Source organism: Nitrincola salilacus (assembly GCF_046271865.1).
Lineage (GTDB): Bacteria > Pseudomonadota > Gammaproteobacteria > Pseudomonadales > Balneatricaceae > Nitrincola > Nitrincola salilacus.
Genome location: NZ_CP176580.1, coordinates 1,390,990 through 1,412,734, shown reverse-complemented (window position 1 = coordinate 1,412,734; position 21,745 = coordinate 1,390,990). Strand labels below are relative to the sequence as shown.

The window sequence follows — 21,745 nt, the reverse complement described above, 5'->3', positions numbered from 1 at the left end:
AAACGGAGCGTGGGGTAAACAGGGCCCAGCAGAGTCGGTTACCAAGCTGCACCTCTGAGGCTGTCTATCCGGCGAGTACCGGTACATTTTTCTGTCAGCATTGCCCTTGAAATCCCGGTGCCTGTATACTGATTTGGTCATGAGACTGGCACTGAACCCGATGTGCCGGAACCATAAAGCCAACACACAACCTCGGTTGTGACCATGTCAGGGAGAATGCATCCATGTCTTTACGCATTAACGACACAGCCCCAAATTTCAAGGCCACCACTACTCAGGGAGAACTCGATTTTCATGAGTGGATTGGTGACAGCTGGGCCATTTTGTTTTCCCACCCGAAAGACTTCACCCCGGTCTGCACCACCGAACTGGGCTACATGGCCTCTCTGCAACCGGAATTCGACAAGCGCAACACCAAGATCATCGGCCTGAGTGTCGACCCGGTGGACAACCACGAAAAGTGGGTGAAGGACATCGAGGAAACCCAGGGCCACCTTCCGAAATACCCGATGATCGGCGATACCGATCTGAACGTCGCCAAACTGTATGACATGCTGCCGGCTTCTGAAGGCGATAGCTCCGAAGGTCGAACCCCTGCGGACAACGCTACCGTGCGCTCGGTCTTCATTATCGGACCGGACAAGAAGATCAAACTGACCATGACCTATCCGATGACCACTGGCCGCAACTTCGATGAAGTGCTGCGCGTGTTGGATTCCATTCAACTGACCAGCACCCATGTAGTGGCCACCCCGGTGAACTGGCGCAATGGTGACGACGTGATCATTCCTCCGTCGGTTTCCGACGAGGAAGCCAGGCAGAAGTACCCCCAGGGCTATCGTACGCTGAAGCCTTATCTGCGTATTGTTGAACAGCCCAAGTAAGCCTCCCATTGCCACCACTTTGGCTATATTAGGTACATCCATGGCGCAAGGACGCGGTTATGGTGCCGCCTTGGCATCGATCCATCGTGGGTATTTAAATCTGCGCCAAGTATTTGAAGCCGCTTTGGCGTTTTTGTTTGGTATGGCCGCTGTGAACGTTTTTCTGAGATCAACGCTTGCTGTAGACCTTCCCCTCAACCACTCACCAATCTATTCACCCCACTGATCATGCTGCCATTCCAGATCATTTCATAGTGGGTGGTTTGCCGTATGCTCAAAACGGAGCGTGGGGTAAACAGGGCCCAGCAGATCGAGCCAGGTTGGCGGACCGAGTGGTATTGCAGCGCGGCAGATTTTTGACGCCTCAGTTCTGCAGCCAGTTGCCGGGCCGCCTGATAGTCATCCGGGTTGTAGATGGGATGCTGGCTGTCCAGCACAGTTGCATCATGCAGCGGGCTGGCATCAAAGCGGCACGAGAGAGTGCGGAACACCAGCCGATCAAACTTCAGGCCTTGCACCCTTTCCCAATAGCGCTGTTGATGGTAGCGCACCTCGGCCAGAGCGGTTTCTATCTGATCTGCTATATACAGCACGCCCGACTGTCCATCACTGAAGCGACTGCCGTCCGGATTGACATGGGTGAAGGGAGCCACTGCGTAGGAGCAGCCGGTAATGCCGAACGGGATCTGGTCGGCTGGCAACAGGTTGAGGTTTCCGACCTCATTTTGTTGCCTTGGATTGGTCAGCGCCTGAAGCTCAAAGAGGAGTTCGAACTCATCCTGATCCGCAACATCATCAAACAATGAGATTGGAGGAAACTTCGAGTTAACCAGACGATATCCCGATCGGATTGCCCGATCGAGTAGCTGTAACCTGGCAGCGTCTGTTACCAAGCGGCACCTCTGAGGCTGTCTATGCGGCGGAAGGTTTCATAAAGCGCAGAAAACTGCCCTGTTCCGATCAACTCAAGAGGAGATTTGCCATTGAAATAGGGATTGTCGTTCGGCATCGCCATAAAGCCGTAAACATTCTCGGGGTTGTCAAACAAGGTGCGCAAGGCAGCGTGGATATTCAGCAGATAGCTGACCCGCTCCAGTTGATCTGGATTCAGGCTCGCCGCTTCGGGCGACTTCAGATAATTGTAATAGCTCGCCTTGGAGATACGCAGAATCGACTGAACCTGCTCAGGTGAAGCTCCCCAGTGATGCAGAATTTTCAGCGCCACTTTCAGGCCTACGCCCGAGGCTTGTTTACCTGTTTCTGTTGCCAGCAATGCTGATGCCATGATTGCTCCTCCGGTCGGCAACTCATAGCCAGACCACAAGGACAATGATAGACAAATATCCATAAATTGTCTATTGAAAGATTCATGATCCAGACGACCAGCGCACGACCGTCTGTTCAGGACATCTCATAGGCTTATCACGCTAATTCGGATAAAGACCCTTCGTTACCCGCCTGGCTCAGTGCGGCATTGCACCCGGCTGCCAAAGCATCCAGCGCTGTGCGGACGATATCACTGCCCGTTGCACAGCCCCAGAAGGTGTCTTTGCCCATGGTCAGCGCCACAAATGCTACAGCATTGGCGTCTTTATCGTGCCCCAGGCTATGTTCTGCGTAGTCGTCCACTTCCAGGTTCAAACCGCAATGGCTGTTAACAGCATTGACCCAGGCAGCCAATGGCCCCTGCCCTTTACCTACCCAGGTTTGTACCTGTCCATTAAAACGTACTTCCACGGCCAGTTGATCTTTACCATCACGCGCTGCATTCAAGCGATAGCTCTCAATAGCCAAGGGTGCCTTGCGGCAATACTGGGCGTTGAACGAGGCTTCTATCCAGTCAGTCCGGATCTCTTTCGATGAGCGCTCAGATTCCTGCTGTACCACCTGACTGAACGCTACCTGTAATGCACGCGGCAGACGGAATCCGGTTTGCTGTTCCAGCAAGTACGCCACACCGCCTTTGCCAGACTGCGAGTTTACGCGAATGACCGCCTCGTAGTTGCGACCTAAATCCGCAGGATCAATCGGCAGATAGGCCACTTCCCACGGGTCATTGGTTTGGCGTGCATCCAGACATTTCTTGATCGCGTCCTGATGGCTGCCCGAGAAGGCCGTGTATACCAACTCGCCGATATAAGGATGACGTGGATGCACGGGTAAGTTGTTGCACTCGGTATAGACTTGCTCAATGCGGTCAACATCAGCCAAATAGAGTTCGGGATCGACTCCGCGCGAATACAGATTCATCGCCATAGTGAAGATATCCATATTACCGGTGCGCTCGCCATTGCCCAGCAAGGTTCCCTCGACGCGGTCCGCGCCTGCCATCACTGCCAGTTCCGACGCCGCAATACCGGTGCCGCGGTCATTATGGGTATGCACGCTCAACACGACGGCATCGCGGCAGGCCAGTGCTCGATGCACGCGCTCAACCTGGTCAGCAAACACGTTAGGTGTGCTCATTTCGACAGTAGCAGGCAGATTGATAATGGCTTTGGCATCAGCAGTGGGTTGCCACACATCCAACACCGCATTGCATACCGATATGGCGTATTCCAACTCGGTACCGGTGAAACTCTCGGGCGAATACTGAAAGCGCCAATGCGTCTCTGGGTATTGCATCGCGTAGTCTTTAACCCAACGAGCGCCCTGTCGTGCCAGGTTACGAATCTCTTTCATATCCTGTTGAAAGACTTGCTCACGCTGCACCCGCGAGGTGGAGTTGTACACATGAACGATGGCCTTTTTTGCCCCTTTCAGCGCTTCGTACGTTCGCGCTATTAACAGCTCACGCGCCTGAACCAACACCTGAATGGTGACGTCGTCAGGAATGCGGTTCTCTTCGATCAGCTTGCGACAGAAATCGAACTCCGTTTGCGACGCCGATGGGAAGCCGATCTCGATCTCTTTGAAACCCATGTCCACCAGCAACTCAAACATCGTGACTTTCTGCGGAACGGTCATGGGGTCAACCAGCGCCTGGTTGCCATCGCGCAGGTCAACGCTGCACCAGATGGGCGCTTGCGTGATCACTTGATCCGGCCAGGTACGGTCGGGTAAAGCCGGTGCATCGTAGGCAACATATTTGCGATGATCAAACGAGGATCGGGCGTTTGCTGATGGGGCGGTGGTGGTTCTTGTGGATGCGCTGGTGAATTTGCTCATGGCTCAGTCTACTCTCTTCAATTTTTGGTCATTCAGGTGTTTGGCGGCAAGAGATGAGGTGACTGAGCACCGCCAAAACACGCGGCTCAGCCCCCGGGGAGCAGTCGTAGTAGGCCGAGTAGTAGAACGTTGAACTGACTGAAGATGAATGACAACATTTTTGGTCTCTGATGTTTCTGTTACTTGAGTGTTTCGATTGCTTGAGTGTTTCTGTTTTGCGAGTGTCAGGCAGCGCCCAACAGACCATCAGAGTAGTCGTAGGAGGGGTAGCAGATGTACGATCGAGTAAGTTGTCTTCATGCCTTAACCTTAACTAGTTCATCGCGGGAAGACAACCCCTAATTTATCACCCCTTATTCTTCCCCCCAGTTCATCAATAGCTACAACGGCAACCGGGTGGATGCTTTCAACTCTCGCAGGGAGATATTCGAGGCGCGTCCATCCTGCTGGATACGTCGAAGGATGCAAGCCATGCGGACATTCAGTGTAGTCTTCAAGGAATCTGTTATAATGCAGTCAGGCAACTGCTAAAAAGGAGGTGCCCCATGGCAACAACATCGTTTGATAAGAGTTTTGTGGTGGCCGATCAGGAATCTATTGACCGGATTCACCGTGACTTGGCGAACCCCCGCATGATCAAGGTCGCCAAACGCGACTACAAGGCTGAGAGCGCGAAGGGAATCAAGCTATTAAAACAACGATTGTCCAACTCGGAGACCTGCTGAAGGGGCTTGGTAAAGACAACTCTACCCAGCTCCTCAGCACCTTCACCTGTCCCCGCAATTTCGATGTCGAAAACTTCCTGACCGACCCCGGCAAAGCGATTCGCTTTGAAGAAACGGGGAATGCTCGTACCTACCTGATTCTGGATGAAACAACTGGCGACCTTCTTGCCTACTTCTCAGTGTCGTTCAAAGAACTCGTCCTTGAAAATACAGGGCTCAGCAAGTCTAAAATACTTAAACTGGATGGTATCAGCAAAAATGCCGAGCGTATCAGGTCATTTCTGATCGGCCAATTGGGTAAAAATGCAAGCGTAGGTGGCAACGCAATCACGCTCGCCGACATACTGAACGAAGCCTATGCCGTATTTGCTGCTGCAAAAGAACTTATTGGTGGTCGAGTCATCATTCTGGAGTGTGAGAATATTCCAGCGCTAATCTCATATTACGAACGCCATGGTTTTTCACTGATTGAAACGATTAATGGCGAGTCCAATCTAATGACGCTGTATATCCATATCGCAGAGTAATCCAGAGCAGTGCCGACCGAAAAGCTGTGATAGCGTGGAAACACACGCTTGAACTTAACCCAATGCCATTCGGGCCAGGTACCTTTACACGACCTTGATGATCCACAGCGCGATGAACTATGCCTTCAGCTCAAATCGCTGTGATATAACAGCGAAATAACCGGCCATTCCCCGGCGACAACACCCTCGAACTGCTCGAATCCTGCTGCAGGTTGTAACATACTGGGCGTGACAAAATAAGACTATGAGCTTCAGACCATCTGAATAAAAGGAACAGCGCCCGTCATGGTAGATTTCTCAAGCCGCTTTTCGGCACAGCGCCCTTACTCCAGTGCCGGTAGCGATGATAACCTCGACGCCCAGCTGGAAAGCGACCGCGGCAGGATCATAAATTCGGCTGCCGTGCGCCGTCTGCAGCAGAAAACTCAGGTGTTTCCGCTGGAGCATAATGCCGCTGTGCGCTCTCGTCTGACCCATTCGCTGGAGGTGCAGCAGACAGGTCGATTTATCACCCGCACCATTTTTGACAAGCTGGGAGATGATGCGGAGAAGTACGGCCTGGCCGGACGGGAGCGTGCCACCGAGAGTCTGGTGGAGATGGCCTGCCTGATGCACGATATCGGCAATCCGCCTTTTGGTCATTTCGGCGAAGCCGCCATCTCGCGCTGGTTCCGTGACCAGTTGGATCAGTTGCCGATATTGAACCCCTCCTCTCTGACAGAGGAGGAGGCATTTTTTACCGTTCAACTGAAGCGTGAACTGCAGAGTTTTGAGGGCAATGCTCAGGCAATACGTCTGATCAGCCAATTGCAGAAGCTCAATCTTACCTATCTGCAATCGGCCTGCATTCTCAAATACACGCGCTGCGCCACCGACCCCCGCCCGGATACCGGCCACCCGCTCAGTTATTTGATGAAAAAGCCGGGTTACTACTTTTCGGAACGCGAGTTTGTGGCACAGATGCAGCAGGCGCTGAAAATGCAGCCGGGGCACCGTTTTGCACTGAGCTATCTGATGGAGGCGGCAGACGATATCTCCTACTGTCTGGCAGATCTTGAAGATGCCGTAGATAAGAAAATTCTGAGCACGCAGCGCTTAAAGCAGTTATTGATTGAACAGTTTGCTGCGCTGCGACCACAGGATGCTGATGAGAAGCACTTTACTGATCCTCGCAAGACCAGCCGCTCCTTTGCCCAGATCATCGAGTATGCGCTACAGCGCTCGGAGCAGGAATCGATCAACAAGGATCATGAGTTTTTTGTCTGGCTCAGAGTTGGACTGATCCACCCACTGGTACAGCACGCCGCGGATGCGTTTATTGAACATCTGGAGAACATCTTCGCGGGTGATCTGAACCGTGCGCTGCTGGAAGATGACTCCCCCTGTCATGCGGTGATCGAGACACTGAAAAAGGTCGCGATCAAGCATGTCTTTTCGGTAGATGAGGTCAAGACCCTGGAGCTGCAGGGATACCGGATTCTGAGCGGATTGCTGGATCACTATCGTCCATTACTGATGCTGTCGCAGGCTCAGTTTGATGAGCTGCTGGCAGGCAGCAGTAAAGAACTGCTGATAGAAAGCCTGCTGTTCCGACGCCTGCCGAACAAACATATCAAGGCTTATCTGCAGATGCGCGATCAGCCTGTTGGCAACGCAACCCTGTGGGAGGGTTACTGCCGCTGCCGTCTGTTGCAGGATATGGTCAGTGGCATGACCGATCAGTACGCGCTGGATGAGTATCGCACCCTGTCGGTGATCGGATAATCCCTGGGCATCACTGGCAACCGCTCCTGCGTTGCCAGCATATTGCCCATCCCTGGACATAAAAAAAAGCCACAGCCCTGTTTGTGGGTTGTGGCTAAAAGGCATGCAGGTTTTCAATCACACAACCAAGGGAAAATGATTAACTCTTCGCCAGCCAGGTAGTGAACTCCTCGGTCAGCTCATCGGCATAATCAGACCACCAGGCATCATCAAACAGAAATGCGTTCTGGAAATTCTCCGGTGCGGTCGGCATGTCGCGCAGAATATTGGCAGGCAGCAGAGCAGCAGAGGATTTGCGGGTAGGACCATAAGCGATGTACTCCGCCTGCTTAGCCAACTGTTCGGTTTCTGCCGCAAACACCTTGAACTCCAGCGCCCGCTCCAGCTTAGGGCTGCCTTTTGGAATCGCCCAGCCGTTCATATAACCGATCTGATGATCCCAGATGATCTCGAAGGGCTGCCCCTCCTGACGCTGAGCTGCCTGAATACGGCCATTGAAGGCAGAGGTCATGATCACCTCACCATCAGCCAACAACTGCGGTGGCTGAGCACCGGCAGACCACCAGATCACGTGATCCTTGATGCTTTCGAGCTTACTGTAAGCACGCTCACGACCCTCTTTGGTCTCCAGCAACGGGTAGACATGTTCCGAGTCCACACCATCGGCCAGCAGTGCCCACTCCAGATTGCCCTGTGGCTGACGCTGCAGTGCACGACGACCCGGATATTTCTCAATATCAAACAGGTCGGTCAGATACTTGGGGGCATTGCCATCAGGGAACTGCGTAGTGTTATAGGCCAACACGTTGGATACAACAATCGAGGAAACCGCACAGTCATGAATCGCGCCCATGATGAAATCATCCTGCGCCGGTGTGCCGTCCGACCCGGGATTCAGCAACGCCGGATCAAACCGCTCCAACAACCCCTCTTCGCAGCCGCGCACAATATCAGGACGATCCAGAGACACCAGATCCCACACTACATTGCCGGTCTCCACCTGCGTTTTGATCTCAGCCAGACCGCCGCTGAAATCCACCATGCGTATCTCAACACCTGTCTTCTCGGAAAAGGGTTTGTAGTAGGCCTCCTGCTGACTGTGCGCAAACGCGCCGCCCCAGGAAACAATGGTCAGGGTTTCACTGGCGTTGGCCAGCCCTGATCCGAAAAGGCCCAGGGCCAGTGTAGAGATGATGCGTTTAGAACCTTTCATGACTGCAACTCCCACGTTCATCGTTTTTGTTGTTTGCCGGGACAGAGCTGTTTGCACCAGTTGCACATCAGCCTGGCACCCGATCAGTACACCTTTAATAAAAACATCTGTTCATTACAGAAAACAGAATAGTATATTTTATACAATATACAAATAACTTTTTGATTAAAATTTTACCTTCTGATTTTTCTGAATCGATTCAATGAGTAAGCGCTTATCTCCAGCGGAGCGGAACGCATGCAGGCAAAGGATTCAATGATTTCCGCAGTGATGGCCGCCTGAGTCAGCCCCAGATGTTGATGGCCAAACGCCAGCATCACCCTGCCCTGCGGGCCGCAGCGGTCAATGATGGGAAGCGAGTCGGGCAAGGAGGGCCGGTGCCCCATCCAGCGCTGCCCAGGCTGCAGATCCACCTGCGGCAAAAGTCCGGCAGCATGTTGCCTGAGCATATCGGCGCGACGCATATCCGGGCCCAGCTTCAGTCCTCCAAACTCGACAGTACCGGCACAGCGCAAGCCTTCGCTCATCGGAGTCATGATGAATTTGCGCTCGGCAGAGCTGACAGGAATAGACAACGCACTGCGCAACTGAGGAAACATCAGATGATAACCACGCTCCGTATCCAACGGGACTCGTGTACCAGTTAGCTGTTCAAGCCACTGCCCGGACCAGGCACCGGTTGCCAGCACAAGCCGAGGAACATGATGCCGCCCTTGCAGGGTGACAAGCTCACAGCCTTGATCCGACACACCAAGCTGTGTCACCTCCGCCTTGAGCACCTGACCACCCGCCTGTACAAACGCCTGCACCATGCACTGAGTCAGCGCCAGCGGATCGGGTGTATGTCCGGTTTCGGGAAATAACACGGCCTGACGAACCTGATGCGACAGCTGAGGTTCCAGATCCCTCGCCTGATCGCCGCTCAAGTGTTCGGTAACGACCTTCTGATCCTGCAATTGTTGCAGTGTGGTGCGGTAAGCCTTGAAAGCCTGCTCTGTCTCGAACACCAGCAATGAGCCCTTCTTGATCAGATGGTGTTCGCCCGATATCTGCCCCAGCAAACGATGCCATGCACCCAACGACGCATGGTTCAACTGACTGATTGCCTGTGTGCCATGAGCCACAGCAGAAGGCCGTGCCTGCCACAGAAACCGCAGCAACCAGGGGGTGATCCGCGGTAGGTAAGCAGGCCTGATCGCTACAGGGCCCAAGGGGTCCAGCAGCATGCGCGGTATCTTCGGGATCAGTTGTAATGAAGCCAGCGGAAACACCTGTTCGGTGGCAAAATGCCCGGCATTACCCAGCGAGCAGCCATGCCCCGGCTCATCCCTATCCAGCAGCAGGACCTTGAAACCCGCCAGTTGTAGCCGCGTTGCACACGCGACACCTATCACACCTGCACCTACCACAGCGATATCGATCGATGGCTCCATTTAAGCTCCAGAATATTGCTGACTAAAATTTCATATTTCGCACCCAGATAAATGTCAGGTGCCGGACACGGACCGGTAGCACTATTCATCATCAAAACGGTAAAATACCGATATTGTATAAAATATACAATGACGATATAGTGATTCGATTCCGATAGTATTCCGATAAAAAGTGAAGGCGGAACATCATGAGAGAAGGCACTTTTTTTTGCATCGATGCCCATACCTGCGGCAACCCTGTACGGCTGGTCGCGGGTGGTTATCCGGCACTGAATGGCAGCACCATGAGCGAGAAGCGGCAGGACTTTCTGAAACAGCATGACTGGATACGCCAGGCACTGATGTTTGAGCCACGCGGGCACTCCATGATGTCTGGATCGATTGTATATCCCCCCTGCTCACCGCAAGCAGATGCCTCGGTACTGTTTATCGAAACCAGTGGCTGTCTGCCGATGTGTGGTCATGGCACTATCGGTACGGTCACGATTGCCATCGAAAACGGCATCATCAAGCCAAAACGTCCCGGGCACTTGATTCTGGATGTACCGGCAGGTCAGATTCGCATCGAGTACACCCAGAACGGACCCAAAGTGGAGAGTGTCAGGATTTTCAATGTCGCCGCCTATCTGGCCCACCGCGACATCACGATTCAGGTACCAGACCTGGGTGAGCTGGTCGTGGATGTTTCCTATGGCGGCAATTACTACGCCATCGTTGATCCACAGAAAAACTTTCAGGGTCTTGAGTCCTTTTCTGCTGATCAGATACTGCACTACAGCCCGATTATCCGTCGCCTGATGAATGAGGCCGTCACTTGCGTACACCCGGATGACCCCACAGTAGCCGGCGTATCTCATGTGCTCTGGACAGGCGAACCGACACAGCCCGAAGCCACTGCCCGCAATGCCGTGTTCTATGGTGATCGTGCTATAGATCGCTCCCCCTGCGGCACAGGCACCAGTGCCCGCATGGCGCAATGGGTGGCACGTGATCGGCTGCAGGTCGGGCAGGAGTTTGTGCACGAGAGCATTATCGGCAGTCTGTTTCACGGCCGTGTGGAGAGCCTGTGTAAAGTCGGCGAGCATGACGCCATTATGCCCAGCATCCAGGGCTGGGCCAGAGTCACCGGCCACAACACCATCTGGGTAGACAGCGAAGATCCTTACGCCTATGGCTTCGAGGTCAAATAAGAGCCAAGTAGGAGCCAAATAAGAACCAAATAAGAGCCAAATAAAAGCCAAGTAAACCAGGCGCTGAAAAGTACAGAATAAGGAGCAAATATGACACACCCACTCAACAACACCGACTGGAATACCGAATGGAACACCCTGTTCCAGGCTGATGCTGGCTTTCAGGCGATCAATCCTGCCAGCGGTGAAAAACTGCCTGGCCACTTTCCTGAACATACTGACGCTGAGATCAGTCAAGCCATTGAAGAGGCGGCGCATCAGTTTATTCAGTTCGCCACCAGTTCATCCAGAACCCGTGCGGAGCTGCTTCGCCAGATTGCACTGGAGCTGGAAAATGACAGATCGCGTATTGTTGCGCGAGCTGCGCTGGAAACAGCCCTCCCTGAAGCCAGATTAAACGGTGAACTGGGGCGCACAACCGGACAGCTGAACTTCTTTGCCACTATTCTGGATCAGGGAAGCTGGCAGCGCAGTGTCATAGATCCGGCCAACCCGAAGCGTGAGCCACTGCCCAAGCCGGATCTACGCCTGCACTATCTGTCGCTTGGACCTGTTGCTGTCTTCGGGGCATCCAATTTCCCTCTCGCCTTTTCGGTGGCTGGTGGTGATACCGCATCAGCTCTTGCGGCGGGATGCCCGGTGATCGTCAAGGCACACCCTGCTCATCCCGGCACATCGGAGCTGGCAGCCGCTGCGATCAGGCGCGCGCTGAAAAACTGCCACCTGCCCGATGGCCTCTTCGCGTTGATTCAGGGCTCAGGCCATCAACAGGGACAGGCACTGGTGAAGCACCCACAGATCAAAGCGGTCGGCTTCACCGGCTCGCTGCGTGGCGGTCGCGCTCTGTATGATCTGGCTGTATCACGCCCTGAACCTATCCCCTTTTTTGGTGAGCTCGGCTCTGTGAATCCAGTATTCCTGCTGCCGGATGTACTGGATTCAGCCCCACAAAGACTGGCAAACGAGTTTATCGCTTCACTGACACTGGGCGCTGGTCAGTTCTGCACCAATCCCGGTTTGGTGCTGGCCGTACAAAGCCCCGCTCTTGAGCTGTTCATCGATCAAGCCTCCAGAACGTTGCATCACCAACCGGCAGGCACACTGCTGACACCAGCCATCAGCGCCGGTTATCGACAGCAGATACAGCAGTTGCAGCAGACACCCGCCATGAAGCTTGAAGCTCAGGCAACCCAGAGCCCAGGAGAGCATCAGGTTCAGCCTGTGCTGTTCAGTATCAAAGCGGAGCAATGGCTGGCGCTGAATACGCGCGAGGAAGAGGTGTTTGGCCCGGCTGCAACACTGGTGATCTGTCGCGATATTAGCCAGATGAAAGCGATAGCCTCACAGTTGCAGGGACAACTGACCTGCACACTGCACTGCTCAGATACCGATCTTGATCTTGCTCACCAGTTGCTGCAGACGTTGCAGTTCAAGGCTGGCCGTATACTGTTCAATGGCTGGCCAACCGGTGTTGAGGTTTCGACCGCCATGATTCACGGTGGCCCTTATCCGGCATCCACCGCCAGCCAAAGCACATCGGTCGGTGGCACAGCGATTGAGCGTTTTCTGCGCCCGATCTGTCTGCAGAATGCACCTCAAGCCCTGCTTCCTGACTCACTGCTGGACCCTTCCTGAATCTAGAACTATCACAAACCTTCATGCAAGCGCGTACCGACAGAGTTGGTTCTGGGTGCGCGCTTCACGCTTTTGATCCATAACTGATATACTGCGCAGATCTACTATCCCTGAGTCATTGCCTCTAATCGATCATGACGATACCGACACAACACGTTTATAAGACCCGCACCCAGATGGTGGTGGATATCCTGCGCGAAAAGATCCTGTCTGGCGATATCAAGGCGGGTGATCCTCTGCGTCAGGATTCACTGGCCAAAGAGTTCAATGTCAGCCGTATTCCGGTGCGTGAAGCGCTGTTACAGCTTGAGGCTCAGGGGCTGGTTCATTTCGAAGCGCACAAGGGGGCAACGGCGACAGAACTTTCGCCCGACAAGATCATAGAACTGTTCGAGCTACGGGCGCTGCTGGAATGCCATGTGCTTGAAAAAGCGATAGATCACATGCAAGACAGCGATTGCGAACATGCCGAAGAGGTGTTGCATGAATTCGAGGAAGCAGTGGAGTCTGGTACTCGAGTCGAGCGCTGGAGTGATCTGAACTACGCCTATCACGAGTCGCTTTATCGCCCTTCCGGGATGCCACAAGCGCTGGAAATGATCAGCAGCCTGAACACCAAATGTGATCGTTACATCCGCATGCAACTGCTCTTTACCACAGGGATAGAGAAAGCCGAGCGTGAGCATGCCGAGTTGCTGAACCTGTGCAAAGCCCGGGATAAGGCTGGTGCCAGTCGCTTGCTGAGAAACCACATTATGGAAGCTGGTACGGCCATACGTGATCTGCTGATCAAGCAGCAGTCTCAGAGCAAAGGGTAAGCGTACTCAAACTGGTACACTCACCCTCATACCCACTGTTAATGTATCAGATCAAGCAATACGAAAACGTATTACCAGCGCCTGTAACTGCTCGGCCAGTTGAGCCAACTCCGTACTGGCTCCCGCCGTCTGCTCTGCACCCGTACTGGTTTGCATCGCAATATCATTGATTTCATTGACATTGCGATTGATCTCCTCCGTCACCGCATTCTGCTCCTCGGCTGCAGAGGCGATCTGTGCATTCATATCATTGATACTCGCAATCCCTTCCAGAATCGATGACAACAACTCACCCGTACTGGACACCCGCTCGGCCCCGGTATTGGCCTGATTCAGACTGCTTTCCATCGCACTCACTGCATCGCTGGATCCTGTCTGCAGGCGCTCAATCATGGCATGAATATCACCAGTGGACTGCTGCGTGCGCTGTGCCAGGGAGCGCACCTCATCAGCAACCACCGCAAAGCCACGCCCATATTCACCAGCACGGGCGGCCTCGATAGCCGCATTCAGCGCCAGCAGATTGGTTTGTTCGGCAATACCACGAATGACATCCAGCACAGTGTTGATCTCCTTACTCTCCTGCCTGAGAGTTTCGATCACAGCCGATGTTGTCTGCACCTGAGACGAGAGGCCCTGAATCAGCTTAATGGTGTCTCCCAACTCCGCTTGCCCCGACTTGGCATCACGATCCACCTGATGTGCCAGTTCGGCCGCTTCGGAGGCGCTGCTGGCGATATCCCGCACGGTCGCACTCATCTCATTGATCGCAGTGGCCACCTGCTCGGTTTCGAGCTGCTGCTGACGTATCCCCTGGCTGGTCTGCAGCGATACAGCGGAGGACTCCTCTGCGGCAGCCGCAAGCTGAGTCGTGGCACTGGCGATATCACCCACCATATGCTGCAACTCTTCTCCCAGCTTATTCAGGGAGGTGGCAATACGACCGAACTCATCACGCCCTTCATAATGGGCGCGCACCGTCAGATCTCCTTCAGAGAGGCGAATGATCGCTGGCTCCACCTCGGACACGGCATGGCGGATATTGCGAATAATCAACTGAGCCAGCACCAGCACCAACATCAATCCAAGCAGGCAAATGGCCAGCAGCCAGACCATACGACTCAAGGATGTATCATACAGATCCTCTGCCATCGCCCGAATATCGTTGGCAATCTGACTTTCAATATCCCTCATCATCCCAATCCGTTGAGTCGATTGATCAAACCAGTGGGAAGATAGCACACCCAACGGCTCACCCAGTGGCACCTCCATCACCAATTGCTGTAATCGTCGGACCTCATCAATAGCAGGGCCCCGCAGTTGCTTATTCAGCACAGCAGCCAGATCGTCACTGGCTCCACGCTGAAAACTCATGCTATAGGCTTCATACTCCCCGCGATTGCGGCTGTACCGCCCCAGCCACTCCTGATCCAGCCTATCACGCGCGAACACTCCCCCCAGTGTCGCGCGCTCAAGCCCCGCGCGCTCCTTCATCTCAATAAAATTGGTAAGTGTGTCCAGAGCACGCGCCACCGACAGATCTTCTACACCATGACCGACGGCGTAAGTGAAGTCGATCATGCGACGAATCATTGCCGTATAACGCTGACCTGACTCAACGCCACTGATGGCCAGTTGATCCACCTGCTGGCGTAACTGATTGAGTTCGTTAAGATGTGATCTCAATTCACGGGTTGAGGCAGTCTGTTCCTGGTTTTGCAGTCTTTCAAATAACTGGGCAAGACGTTGGTCCGTTTCTGCTCGGGCAGCAGATACTCTGTCGCCGAACTGCGTCCCCTGACTGCCCAGAAAGACACCACTGGAACCGCGTTCAACCTGCATATAATGAATTGCCTCGCTGATCGCAGCAGAGGTATCAGCCGAGATGATCAGACTCTTCATGGCCGATACCTGACGCCAGTCATCCACAACTCTGGCACCGCTCAGCAATATAAGTCCAAAGAGTGGCACGATCAGAAGAAGCAGAAGCTTGCGTGTCATAGAAAGATTACGGATGACGCCTGACATAATGATATCTCGCTTATTGTCCTTAACAACAGCGCGGTCGACTGCTCGATCTGCAACCACACCATTCGATTTGATAATAAAAATCATACACACGTATGAAAGCTAACAGACGCAGGAAAAACCGCCTATTAGACAAAAGAATTGTCAGTAAATAACTACAGGATTGTCAGGAAATGACTACAAATTGAGATGAAATTCTGGTTTTTAGCTCAGCCAAAGGCAAAGGTCTGCTATACAGATATCCCTGATAAAGATCGCACCCGCTGGCTGCAAGAATTGACTGCTGCTCGACCGTTTCGACCCCCTCTGCAATCACTTCCAAACCAAGTGCCTGGCCCATCGCAATGATCGCATTCACAATCACCCGATCATCAGGATCTTCAGCCAGATCCCGCACAAACGACTGATCTATCTTGAGCTGATCCAGTGGCAAACGCTTGAGGTATTGCAAAGATGAGTATCCCGTACCAAAGTCATCCAGCGCAAAGCGCACGCCCAGAGCCTTGAGTTGACGCATTTTCTTTACGGTACTTTCAATATTTTCCAGCACGATCGATTCTGTCAGCTCCAGCTTAAGCCTGCTCGGCTCCGCATGAGTCGCGAGGAGGATCTCCTCCAACTGCAGGACAAATTTATCCTGGCGGAACTGGCTACCACTGACATTCACGGCAATCGTGAGCGCGGACTCGAAGGGCTTTTCCTGCCAGGTCTCCAACTGACGACACGCGGTCTCTATAACCCATAAACCCATCGGCAGTATCAATCCTGTTTCTTCAGCCAAGGGAATAAAATCAGCGGGCGACACCAGCCCATGATCCGGATGTCGCCAGCGAATCAGAGCCTCCACACCTATGACAGCGCCCAACGCATTGACTTGCGGCTGGTAAAACAGCTCCAGTTGCTGTTGTTCCATGGCTTTTCTGAGCTCACTTTCAAGTACTGCCCGCGCCTCCACCTGAGCCTGCATCCCCGGATCATAAAAACTGATCGCATTGCGTCCTGCATCTTTGGCTTGATACATAGCGGTCTCGGCATGCATTAATAACCTTTCAACCGATTCATCATCACCGGAGAAAAGTACCACCCCAATACTGGGGGTGGAAAAGTGTGAACTGCCTCCTACTTCATAGGGCAGCGACAACACCTCTTTAATCTGGCCTACCCTCTCATCAACGTCCTGAAGCACCTCATTCACACTGCCTTCAAGCGATTCCAGCACTACGACAAACTCATCACCACCAACCCTGGCAACGGTTTCACCTCTGTATAGTAGTCGCTGCAGTCGTGCAGATACCTCTCGCAGCAGACTATCACCAGTTGCATGACCACGACTGTCGTTGATCACCTTGAAGCGATCCAGATCCAGCCACAGAACCGCACCAAAATCACCATTTCGGGCGCTCACCGAACAGGCGTGATCAAGACGATCCCCCAGCAAACGACGATTGGGCAGGGATGTGAGTGGATCATAATAAGCCAGTTGATGTGCCTGAGCTTCTGCGAGCTTACGCTGTGCAATCGTCTCCCGAAACTGCAGCAGGGCACCGGCAATATCTCTGAACTCCCCCGTTCCCTGCTGTTTCATATGTTCGATTTCAGGCAATGGAACTCTTTCTACCTGCTCATGAGCCAGCATTTTCAGCGCATCTGCAATCAGGCGCATTCGCCTTGAAAGCAGCTGCCCTCCTCCATAGGCCAGTAAAATTACGATAAAAGCACTGGCCAACCCAAAAACCACCAGTTGATTGAAAAATCGTTTCAAGGAACTGAGGGATTCACTATTGCGAAGCAATGCCCTTTCTGTAAGCAATCCGGCAATACGGTTGGCAAAGACGGTGAACTCAGTAAAGTTTCTCTGGGCTATATCAAAATGCTGACGGGCGGTTGTCGGGTCAATAGCAGCAATTTCCGTTGCCATGATCACCATACTGCGATAGCTGGCGTACTGCTCCTCCATTCCTTTGGCCGAGTTATGGTTCACATCCAGAAGCAGCTCTGATGTGGCGAGCAGTTGTACCAGGTTCGTCACGGGCTGCAGTTCATTGACGATCGAGGAATGAATGCGATATAGACTCAACTCATCCAGCTCACCAGAGCGTGCCTGATCCAGAGCCTGGCTGGCGCGGGCATGAATCAAACCCACCTGGCGATTAAAGTCGGCTGCCATACGCAGCGTTTCCAGATCCTGTGCCTGACTGTTTACCTGTACTACATAACGTGACTGCAAACTATGTAGAAACCAGCCACTGAGCAGCAAACCCACCACCAGTACCAGCATGGCCGGCAGCAGTATCAGCAGTGATATCCTATGCCCGATATTCATCCCTTGCCCTTATTCATTCAATCGAAGGACTCACCAGCGCAGGCCAATCCTGCGGTGTGATACTGGCTATATACTCATAAGCCTTTCCAGCCAGAGGACGAAAGATCACGATACTTCCTTCCTGCGGAAAGTATTCAATCAGCTCTGCCATATTCGGCCCATGGGCAACCAATACCCTGTTCTGACCTGCTGCAACCGGCAGTGACAGGAGCCGATCAGTTTCACGCAGAATCGGCGCTTTTTCATCATCGGTAAGAGCAGCGACATACATCAGCAATGGGTTCACTTCAAACTCATCACCAAACAGGATTCTGGAGGTTTCCACCGCACGGCAAAGTGGGCTGCTGAACACCTCGGAGACGGGAATGGTCAGCGCATGCATGGCTGAAGCAATCATCACCAACTCTTCACGCCCCTCATCAGACAGTTGACGCTGAGTATCGCAGTCTTCAAGATCAATCGGTACCTGATCCGGCCTGCTGGTGTCCGTGGCACCATGACGTATGAACAGGACAAAACCACCCTGCAGCAACTGATCAACATTATCTGAAGTCGCGGTCACAGGCGTAAACGTGGTGCCCATCGCCAGCGCGGGCTGATATATCAGCACTAATACAAGCAACCGCAAGACATAACGTGTCATGATTCATCCTTGGAACTGGCAGCGGCTAATTGCCTGCTGGAAAGCCGCTGAGCTCATATTATTAGAGCTTCATATTAGAGTTTAACGATTAGAGTGTACTGCAAAACATTAGCCTTACAAAACATAATAGAATACTGTTGTCGATCCTGGAGGCCAGATCATGTATTTATCCGTAGAGTTAAGCTATTACCCGCTCAAAGAGTCCTATAAGGATCCGATCAGGAATCTGATCAAAAAGCTGGCATCGAGTACTCTGGAGGTTCACTCCAACCGCATGAGCACACAGATATTCGGTGAATATGACGAAGTGATGAAGGTGCTCGGCGATGCTATGAAGTGGTCGTTTGAAACCTATGGCAAAGCGGTGTTTGTTGCAAAGTTCATGGAAGGCGACCGCCGACCGAAATAGCTTTTTAAGGGAGAAGTATGCAGCTTACCGGTGTCAGTGAGTCGGCAGAGGTAGCCAATTCGGCAAATACGCCTATAGAGAGAGGCAGTAGTGTCTTTCAGAAAGAGGGATGCATAGGGATAGTGCCGGTTTTCAGCATTCTGGTTGCCGGGCACCGGCAGGCCAGACTCGACAGGCACTGGCTGGCCGCCGATGACAGAGACCAGCGTGCAATTGCCTTACAGGCTCTTTTGAGTCAACAGGTCAGGCTGATTCGAGACCAGGCGGAAGCCTGCTTTGAGTCAACCGATCAGATCTACGCACATGTGGCACCTGATTACAGGATCATCACCGGACTGGCCAGCGGAGTTGATCAACTGGCAAGAGAGTGTGCGCAATCATCTGATTTATCGTTACATCTGCTGGCTCCTCAGATAGTTAATGAGTCGGACCTGCCGCCTCATACGATCGACCGCGGTGTTGCCATAGGCATGCAACCCTGGCACCACACGGATGAGTTGAGCGACACTGAATTTGAACTGCGCGATCACCTTGCGCTGAGTTTTTCCGATCTATTGCTGGCCGTCTGGGATGATGCCGAAGGCGATCAGATTCAAAGTGGCACCGCCAGAATGGTCAAGGATGCGCTCCTCAGACGCAAACCGGTGATCCTGCTGCGGCTGGAAGCGAGTCGTTCCAAGCCTGTCTTGATGATTGCAGACCCACAACGCCTGACCGATACCTGGATCGCGCAGATGCGTGTCATGGGAGCTGATACCAACACACTTCTGCAAGTGTTCTGCGAAGAGGAGCCCGGTTCCGACCCAGCCAACAACCGACTGCAGGAGTGGATCTCGAACATCCTCCTGCCATTCGAGGCCGGTCTTGATCAGGACAATCGCGAAAGACAGCTGATCAGTCGTATAGAGAAGCAGAAGCCGCTGCTGCAATATGTCGGCCAGTGGCTCTTCTGGTGTCTGTCATTGACCAGACTGTTCAGCCAGCCGAGAAGACGCCCCATATCATTATATGAGTGGATTCAGGGTAGCTGGCTCTGGTTTGGCATGATGTTCAATCCCCCGACCAAAAGTCAGCCGTTCAGAATAGTTGAATGCCTGAGTACAGAAACAAGAACCTTTTCACGCCGTGAAGAGTTTGTCAGCCGAGCCCATGGGTTTTTCTCCAATCTGGCCAGGCTTGATATCAAACAGGCAATCGATTCACTGCGCTACCCTCCCTGCAGCAGAGGGTATCAATCCATAAAACCCGGCACGACAATAAGCGACCAGCACCCGATACAGGAACCAGATCTGGAGGAGGTGTTCAACTGGAGCGACACGATGGCGCGTTTGTTTGCCACTCGCTACCGAGATGACACCTGGATGATCTACTATGCGGCTGCCTTCGCAGTGTTCTGCGCTGTCGCAGGCGCTATCCATCTCTGGCCGGCCAGCGATACGGGCCTGCCCTATATCTGGGTGTTCCTGGAGTTCTTTCTACTGCACTTTATTGTCAGGCGGGTGCTGAAGGCTCGCTACCGGGATTATCACGGACGTTGGATGGGCTTTCGCTTTCTGGCCGAGCAGCTGCGCTATCTGAGGCTGGGGTATCCGCTGCTGGTACTGCCCAGGAGTTTTGTTGATCCTATCTGGGCACCAGCAAAAACCTCTGAACAGAAAGCAGGCATGCAGTTGATCAGTGCTGAAAGCTGGATACTGCAACGCGTGCTGATCGCCGAGGGTTTACCGCGAGACGCCCAGGGTAAAAAGATCTATACACTGACGCAACATAACAGCAGTGTGCTGTCCTATGTGCGAGAGGTGCTGGAGGAGCATCGCCAGTATTTCTATCGCAGCTATCATCACCTGCATCGCAACCATGCCTCTTTGCATCGACTGGCATTTGTCCTGTTCAGCCTGACATTTATCGCTGTCACCATCCATTTTTTCGTGTCACTGCCGGGTATTCTGATCTTTACGGCGTTCTTTCCTGCCTGGGGTGCTGCCATTCACGGCATCCTGACACAGAATGAGGTATCACGCGTATCCTCCATGGCCACTTCTGTCTGGCAACAGCTGACCACCCTCCTCGAAGCACTGGATATTCATGAGCAGAAAATGGAGGCGGATATGCAAACTTCAGCCACCTCAGATTGGGCTGAGACACACACCCTGAGAGAGATGGTGTCTGTTGCATCAGAAGTTCTCTGTGATGAAAACCGTTACTGGCATCAGCTGTTCCAGCCTAAGACACCTGAGTTACCGGGGTGATGTCTACATTTATTCCTGTTAATGTAATCCAATCCGAAAAGCCCGGCGTAAATCCCTGTACCTTTGCAAAGGCCTTGGATATCACTACACATACCAGTTCACAGCCCATTTCAGAGTTGAGTCTTATGCTATAATCCCGCCCAACAGGAATCATCGCAAAGGTCGGATCATGGCAGGTTCACTCAAGGATCAACTACTCAAAGCTGGCATCGCGTCCAAGAAGCAGGCCAAGCAGGTCGAGCTGGAAAAGCGCAAACACTCCAAACAGAAAACAACTGCCCAACCAGCAGAAAGCTCAGCCTCCCTCGAAGCCAAACGGAAGGAAAAGGTTGAAAAGGACCGTCTGCTAAACGAGCAACGCAAGCAGGAGCAGGCACAGCGTGCCGCACAGGCCGAGATCAAACAACTGGTTCAGCAGCATCGTATCACCCTGCCGGGCAATGGCGAGCAGCGCTATAACTTCATCTACGACAATCTGGTCAAATCGATCTGGATCAATGCTGAGTTACAGGCACAGCTGGCCAGAAAGCAGCTGGCGGTTGTTGCTGTGAATAATAAATTCGAGCTGGTACCAACCGAGATCGCTCAGCGCATCATTTTGCGAGACCCCTCTGCCGTGGTGACGGACGAAGAGGAGCGCAAGCAGCAGATCGCCGCCGAAGAGGCGGAGTATGCCGAGTATCAGATTCCGGATGATCTGGACTGGTAGAACTCATACCCTCAAGACTCTCCCCTC

18 protein-coding genes are annotated in these 21,745 nt (G+C 53.1%); 10 read left to right on the top strand and 8 right to left on the bottom strand.

Features of this window, described 5'->3' with window-relative positions; genetic code table 11:
• Positions 1 to 224 precede the first annotated feature (224 nt).
• Positions 225 to 884, top strand: a complete 660-nt coding sequence (locus tag ACK3CJ_RS06600; protein ID WP_409525656.1) for a peroxiredoxin — start codon at positions 225 to 227, stop codon at positions 882 to 884.
• Between the two features lie 194 nt (positions 885 to 1,078).
• On the opposite strand, the gene ACK3CJ_RS06595 is transcribed toward ACK3CJ_RS06600, so the two are convergent.
• The 3 genes from ACK3CJ_RS06595 to leuA all read right to left on the bottom strand — a co-directional run bounded on the left by ACK3CJ_RS06595 (position 1,079) and on the right by leuA (position 4,052).
• Complete coding sequence (locus ACK3CJ_RS06595) at positions 1,079 to 1,777, bottom strand: RES family NAD+ phosphorylase (RefSeq protein WP_409525655.1); 699 nt, start codon at positions 1,775 to 1,777, stop codon at positions 1,079 to 1,081.
• Entirely contained in the window at positions 1,771 to 2,169 is a 399-nt protein-coding gene (locus tag ACK3CJ_RS06590; protein ID WP_409525654.1) for an antitoxin Xre-like helix-turn-helix domain-containing protein, read from the bottom strand. Before ACK3CJ_RS06590 ends, ACK3CJ_RS06595 begins: the two co-directional genes overlap by 7 nt.
• Positions 2,170 to 2,306: 137 nt before the next feature.
• Positions 2,307 to 4,052, bottom strand: coding sequence for a 2-isopropylmalate synthase (gene leuA / locus ACK3CJ_RS06585; RefSeq protein WP_409525653.1), 1,746 nt, complete (start codon positions 4,050 to 4,052; stop codon positions 2,307 to 2,309).
• A gap of 545 nt (positions 4,053 to 4,597) precedes the next feature.
• Here leuA and ACK3CJ_RS06580 point away from each other — a divergent pair.
• The 3 genes from ACK3CJ_RS06580 (at position 4,598) to dgt (ending at position 7,068) form a co-directional block, all read left to right on the top strand.
• Positions 4,598 to 4,777: a hypothetical protein gene (locus ACK3CJ_RS06580; protein ID WP_409525652.1), complete on the top strand. Its 180-nt coding sequence runs from the start codon at positions 4,598 to 4,600 to the stop codon at positions 4,775 to 4,777.
• A 179-nt stretch (positions 4,778 to 4,956) separates the two neighbouring features.
• Complete coding sequence (locus ACK3CJ_RS06575) at positions 4,957 to 5,304, top strand: hypothetical protein (protein ID WP_409525651.1); 348 nt, start codon at positions 4,957 to 4,959, stop codon at positions 5,302 to 5,304.
• 285 nt (positions 5,305 to 5,589) lie between these two features.
• Positions 5,590 to 7,068 (top strand): dGTPase, encoded by a 1,479-nt coding sequence (dgt, locus tag ACK3CJ_RS06570; protein WP_409525650.1) that lies wholly within the window; start codon positions 5,590 to 5,592, stop codon positions 7,066 to 7,068.
• Positions 7,069 to 7,207: 139 nt separating this feature from the next.
• Here dgt and ACK3CJ_RS06565 read toward each other — a convergent pair whose 3' ends face one another.
• Together ACK3CJ_RS06565 and ACK3CJ_RS06560 are read right to left on the bottom strand one after the other, a co-directional pair.
• Positions 7,208 to 8,281 (bottom strand): polyamine ABC transporter substrate-binding protein, encoded by a 1,074-nt coding sequence (locus ACK3CJ_RS06565; protein WP_409525649.1) that lies wholly within the window; start codon positions 8,279 to 8,281, stop codon positions 7,208 to 7,210.
• A gap of 173 nt (positions 8,282 to 8,454) precedes the next feature.
• Positions 8,455 to 9,714: an NAD(P)/FAD-dependent oxidoreductase gene (locus ACK3CJ_RS06560; RefSeq protein ID WP_409525648.1), complete on the bottom strand. Its 1,260-nt coding sequence runs from the start codon at positions 9,712 to 9,714 to the stop codon at positions 8,455 to 8,457.
• Between the two features lie 188 nt (positions 9,715 to 9,902).
• Here ACK3CJ_RS06560 and ACK3CJ_RS06555 point away from each other — a divergent pair, with 188 nt between their 5' ends.
• The 3 genes from ACK3CJ_RS06555 to ACK3CJ_RS06545 all read left to right on the top strand — a co-directional run bounded on the left by ACK3CJ_RS06555 (position 9,903) and on the right by ACK3CJ_RS06545 (position 13,357).
• A complete protein-coding gene (locus ACK3CJ_RS06555) occupies positions 9,903 to 10,904 on the top strand; it encodes a 4-hydroxyproline epimerase (protein WP_409525647.1) in 1,002 nt (333 codons plus the stop codon).
• A 90-nt stretch (positions 10,905 to 10,994) separates the two neighbouring features.
• Entirely contained in the window at positions 10,995 to 12,539 is a 1,545-nt protein-coding gene (locus tag ACK3CJ_RS06550) for an aldehyde dehydrogenase (NADP(+)) (protein WP_409525646.1), read from the top strand.
• A 134-nt stretch (positions 12,540 to 12,673) separates the two neighbouring features.
• Positions 12,674 to 13,357 (top strand): GntR family transcriptional regulator, encoded by a 684-nt coding sequence (locus ACK3CJ_RS06545; RefSeq protein ID WP_409525645.1) that lies wholly within the window; start codon positions 12,674 to 12,676, stop codon positions 13,355 to 13,357.
• Between the two features lie 51 nt (positions 13,358 to 13,408).
• Here ACK3CJ_RS06545 and ACK3CJ_RS06540 read toward each other — a convergent pair whose 3' ends face one another.
• From ACK3CJ_RS06540 to ACK3CJ_RS06530, 3 genes are all read right to left on the bottom strand, one after another.
• Positions 13,409 to 15,385, bottom strand: a complete 1,977-nt coding sequence (locus tag ACK3CJ_RS06540; protein WP_409525644.1) for a methyl-accepting chemotaxis protein — start codon at positions 15,383 to 15,385, stop codon at positions 13,409 to 13,411.
• A 166-nt stretch (positions 15,386 to 15,551) separates the two neighbouring features.
• Positions 15,552 to 17,708 (bottom strand): putative bifunctional diguanylate cyclase/phosphodiesterase, encoded by a 2,157-nt coding sequence (locus ACK3CJ_RS06535; RefSeq protein WP_409525643.1) that lies wholly within the window; start codon positions 17,706 to 17,708, stop codon positions 15,552 to 15,554.
• A 13-nt stretch (positions 17,709 to 17,721) separates the two neighbouring features.
• Entirely contained in the window at positions 17,722 to 18,351 is a 630-nt protein-coding gene (locus ACK3CJ_RS06530; protein ID WP_409525642.1) for a histidine phosphatase family protein, read from the bottom strand.
• Between the two features lie 160 nt (positions 18,352 to 18,511).
• Here ACK3CJ_RS06530 and ACK3CJ_RS06525 point away from each other — a divergent pair, with 160 nt between their 5' ends.
• From ACK3CJ_RS06525 to ACK3CJ_RS06515, 3 genes are all read left to right on the top strand, one after another.
• Entirely contained in the window at positions 18,512 to 18,760 is a 249-nt protein-coding gene (locus ACK3CJ_RS06525) for a thiamine-binding protein (RefSeq protein ID WP_409525641.1), read from the top strand.
• A 17-nt stretch (positions 18,761 to 18,777) separates the two neighbouring features.
• Complete coding sequence (locus ACK3CJ_RS06520) at positions 18,778 to 21,009, top strand: hypothetical protein (protein WP_409525640.1); 2,232 nt, start codon at positions 18,778 to 18,780, stop codon at positions 21,007 to 21,009.
• A 169-nt stretch (positions 21,010 to 21,178) separates the two neighbouring features.
• A complete protein-coding gene (locus tag ACK3CJ_RS06515; protein WP_409525639.1) occupies positions 21,179 to 21,718 on the top strand; it encodes a DUF2058 family protein in 540 nt (179 codons plus the stop codon).
• Positions 21,719 to 21,745 lie beyond the last annotated feature (27 nt).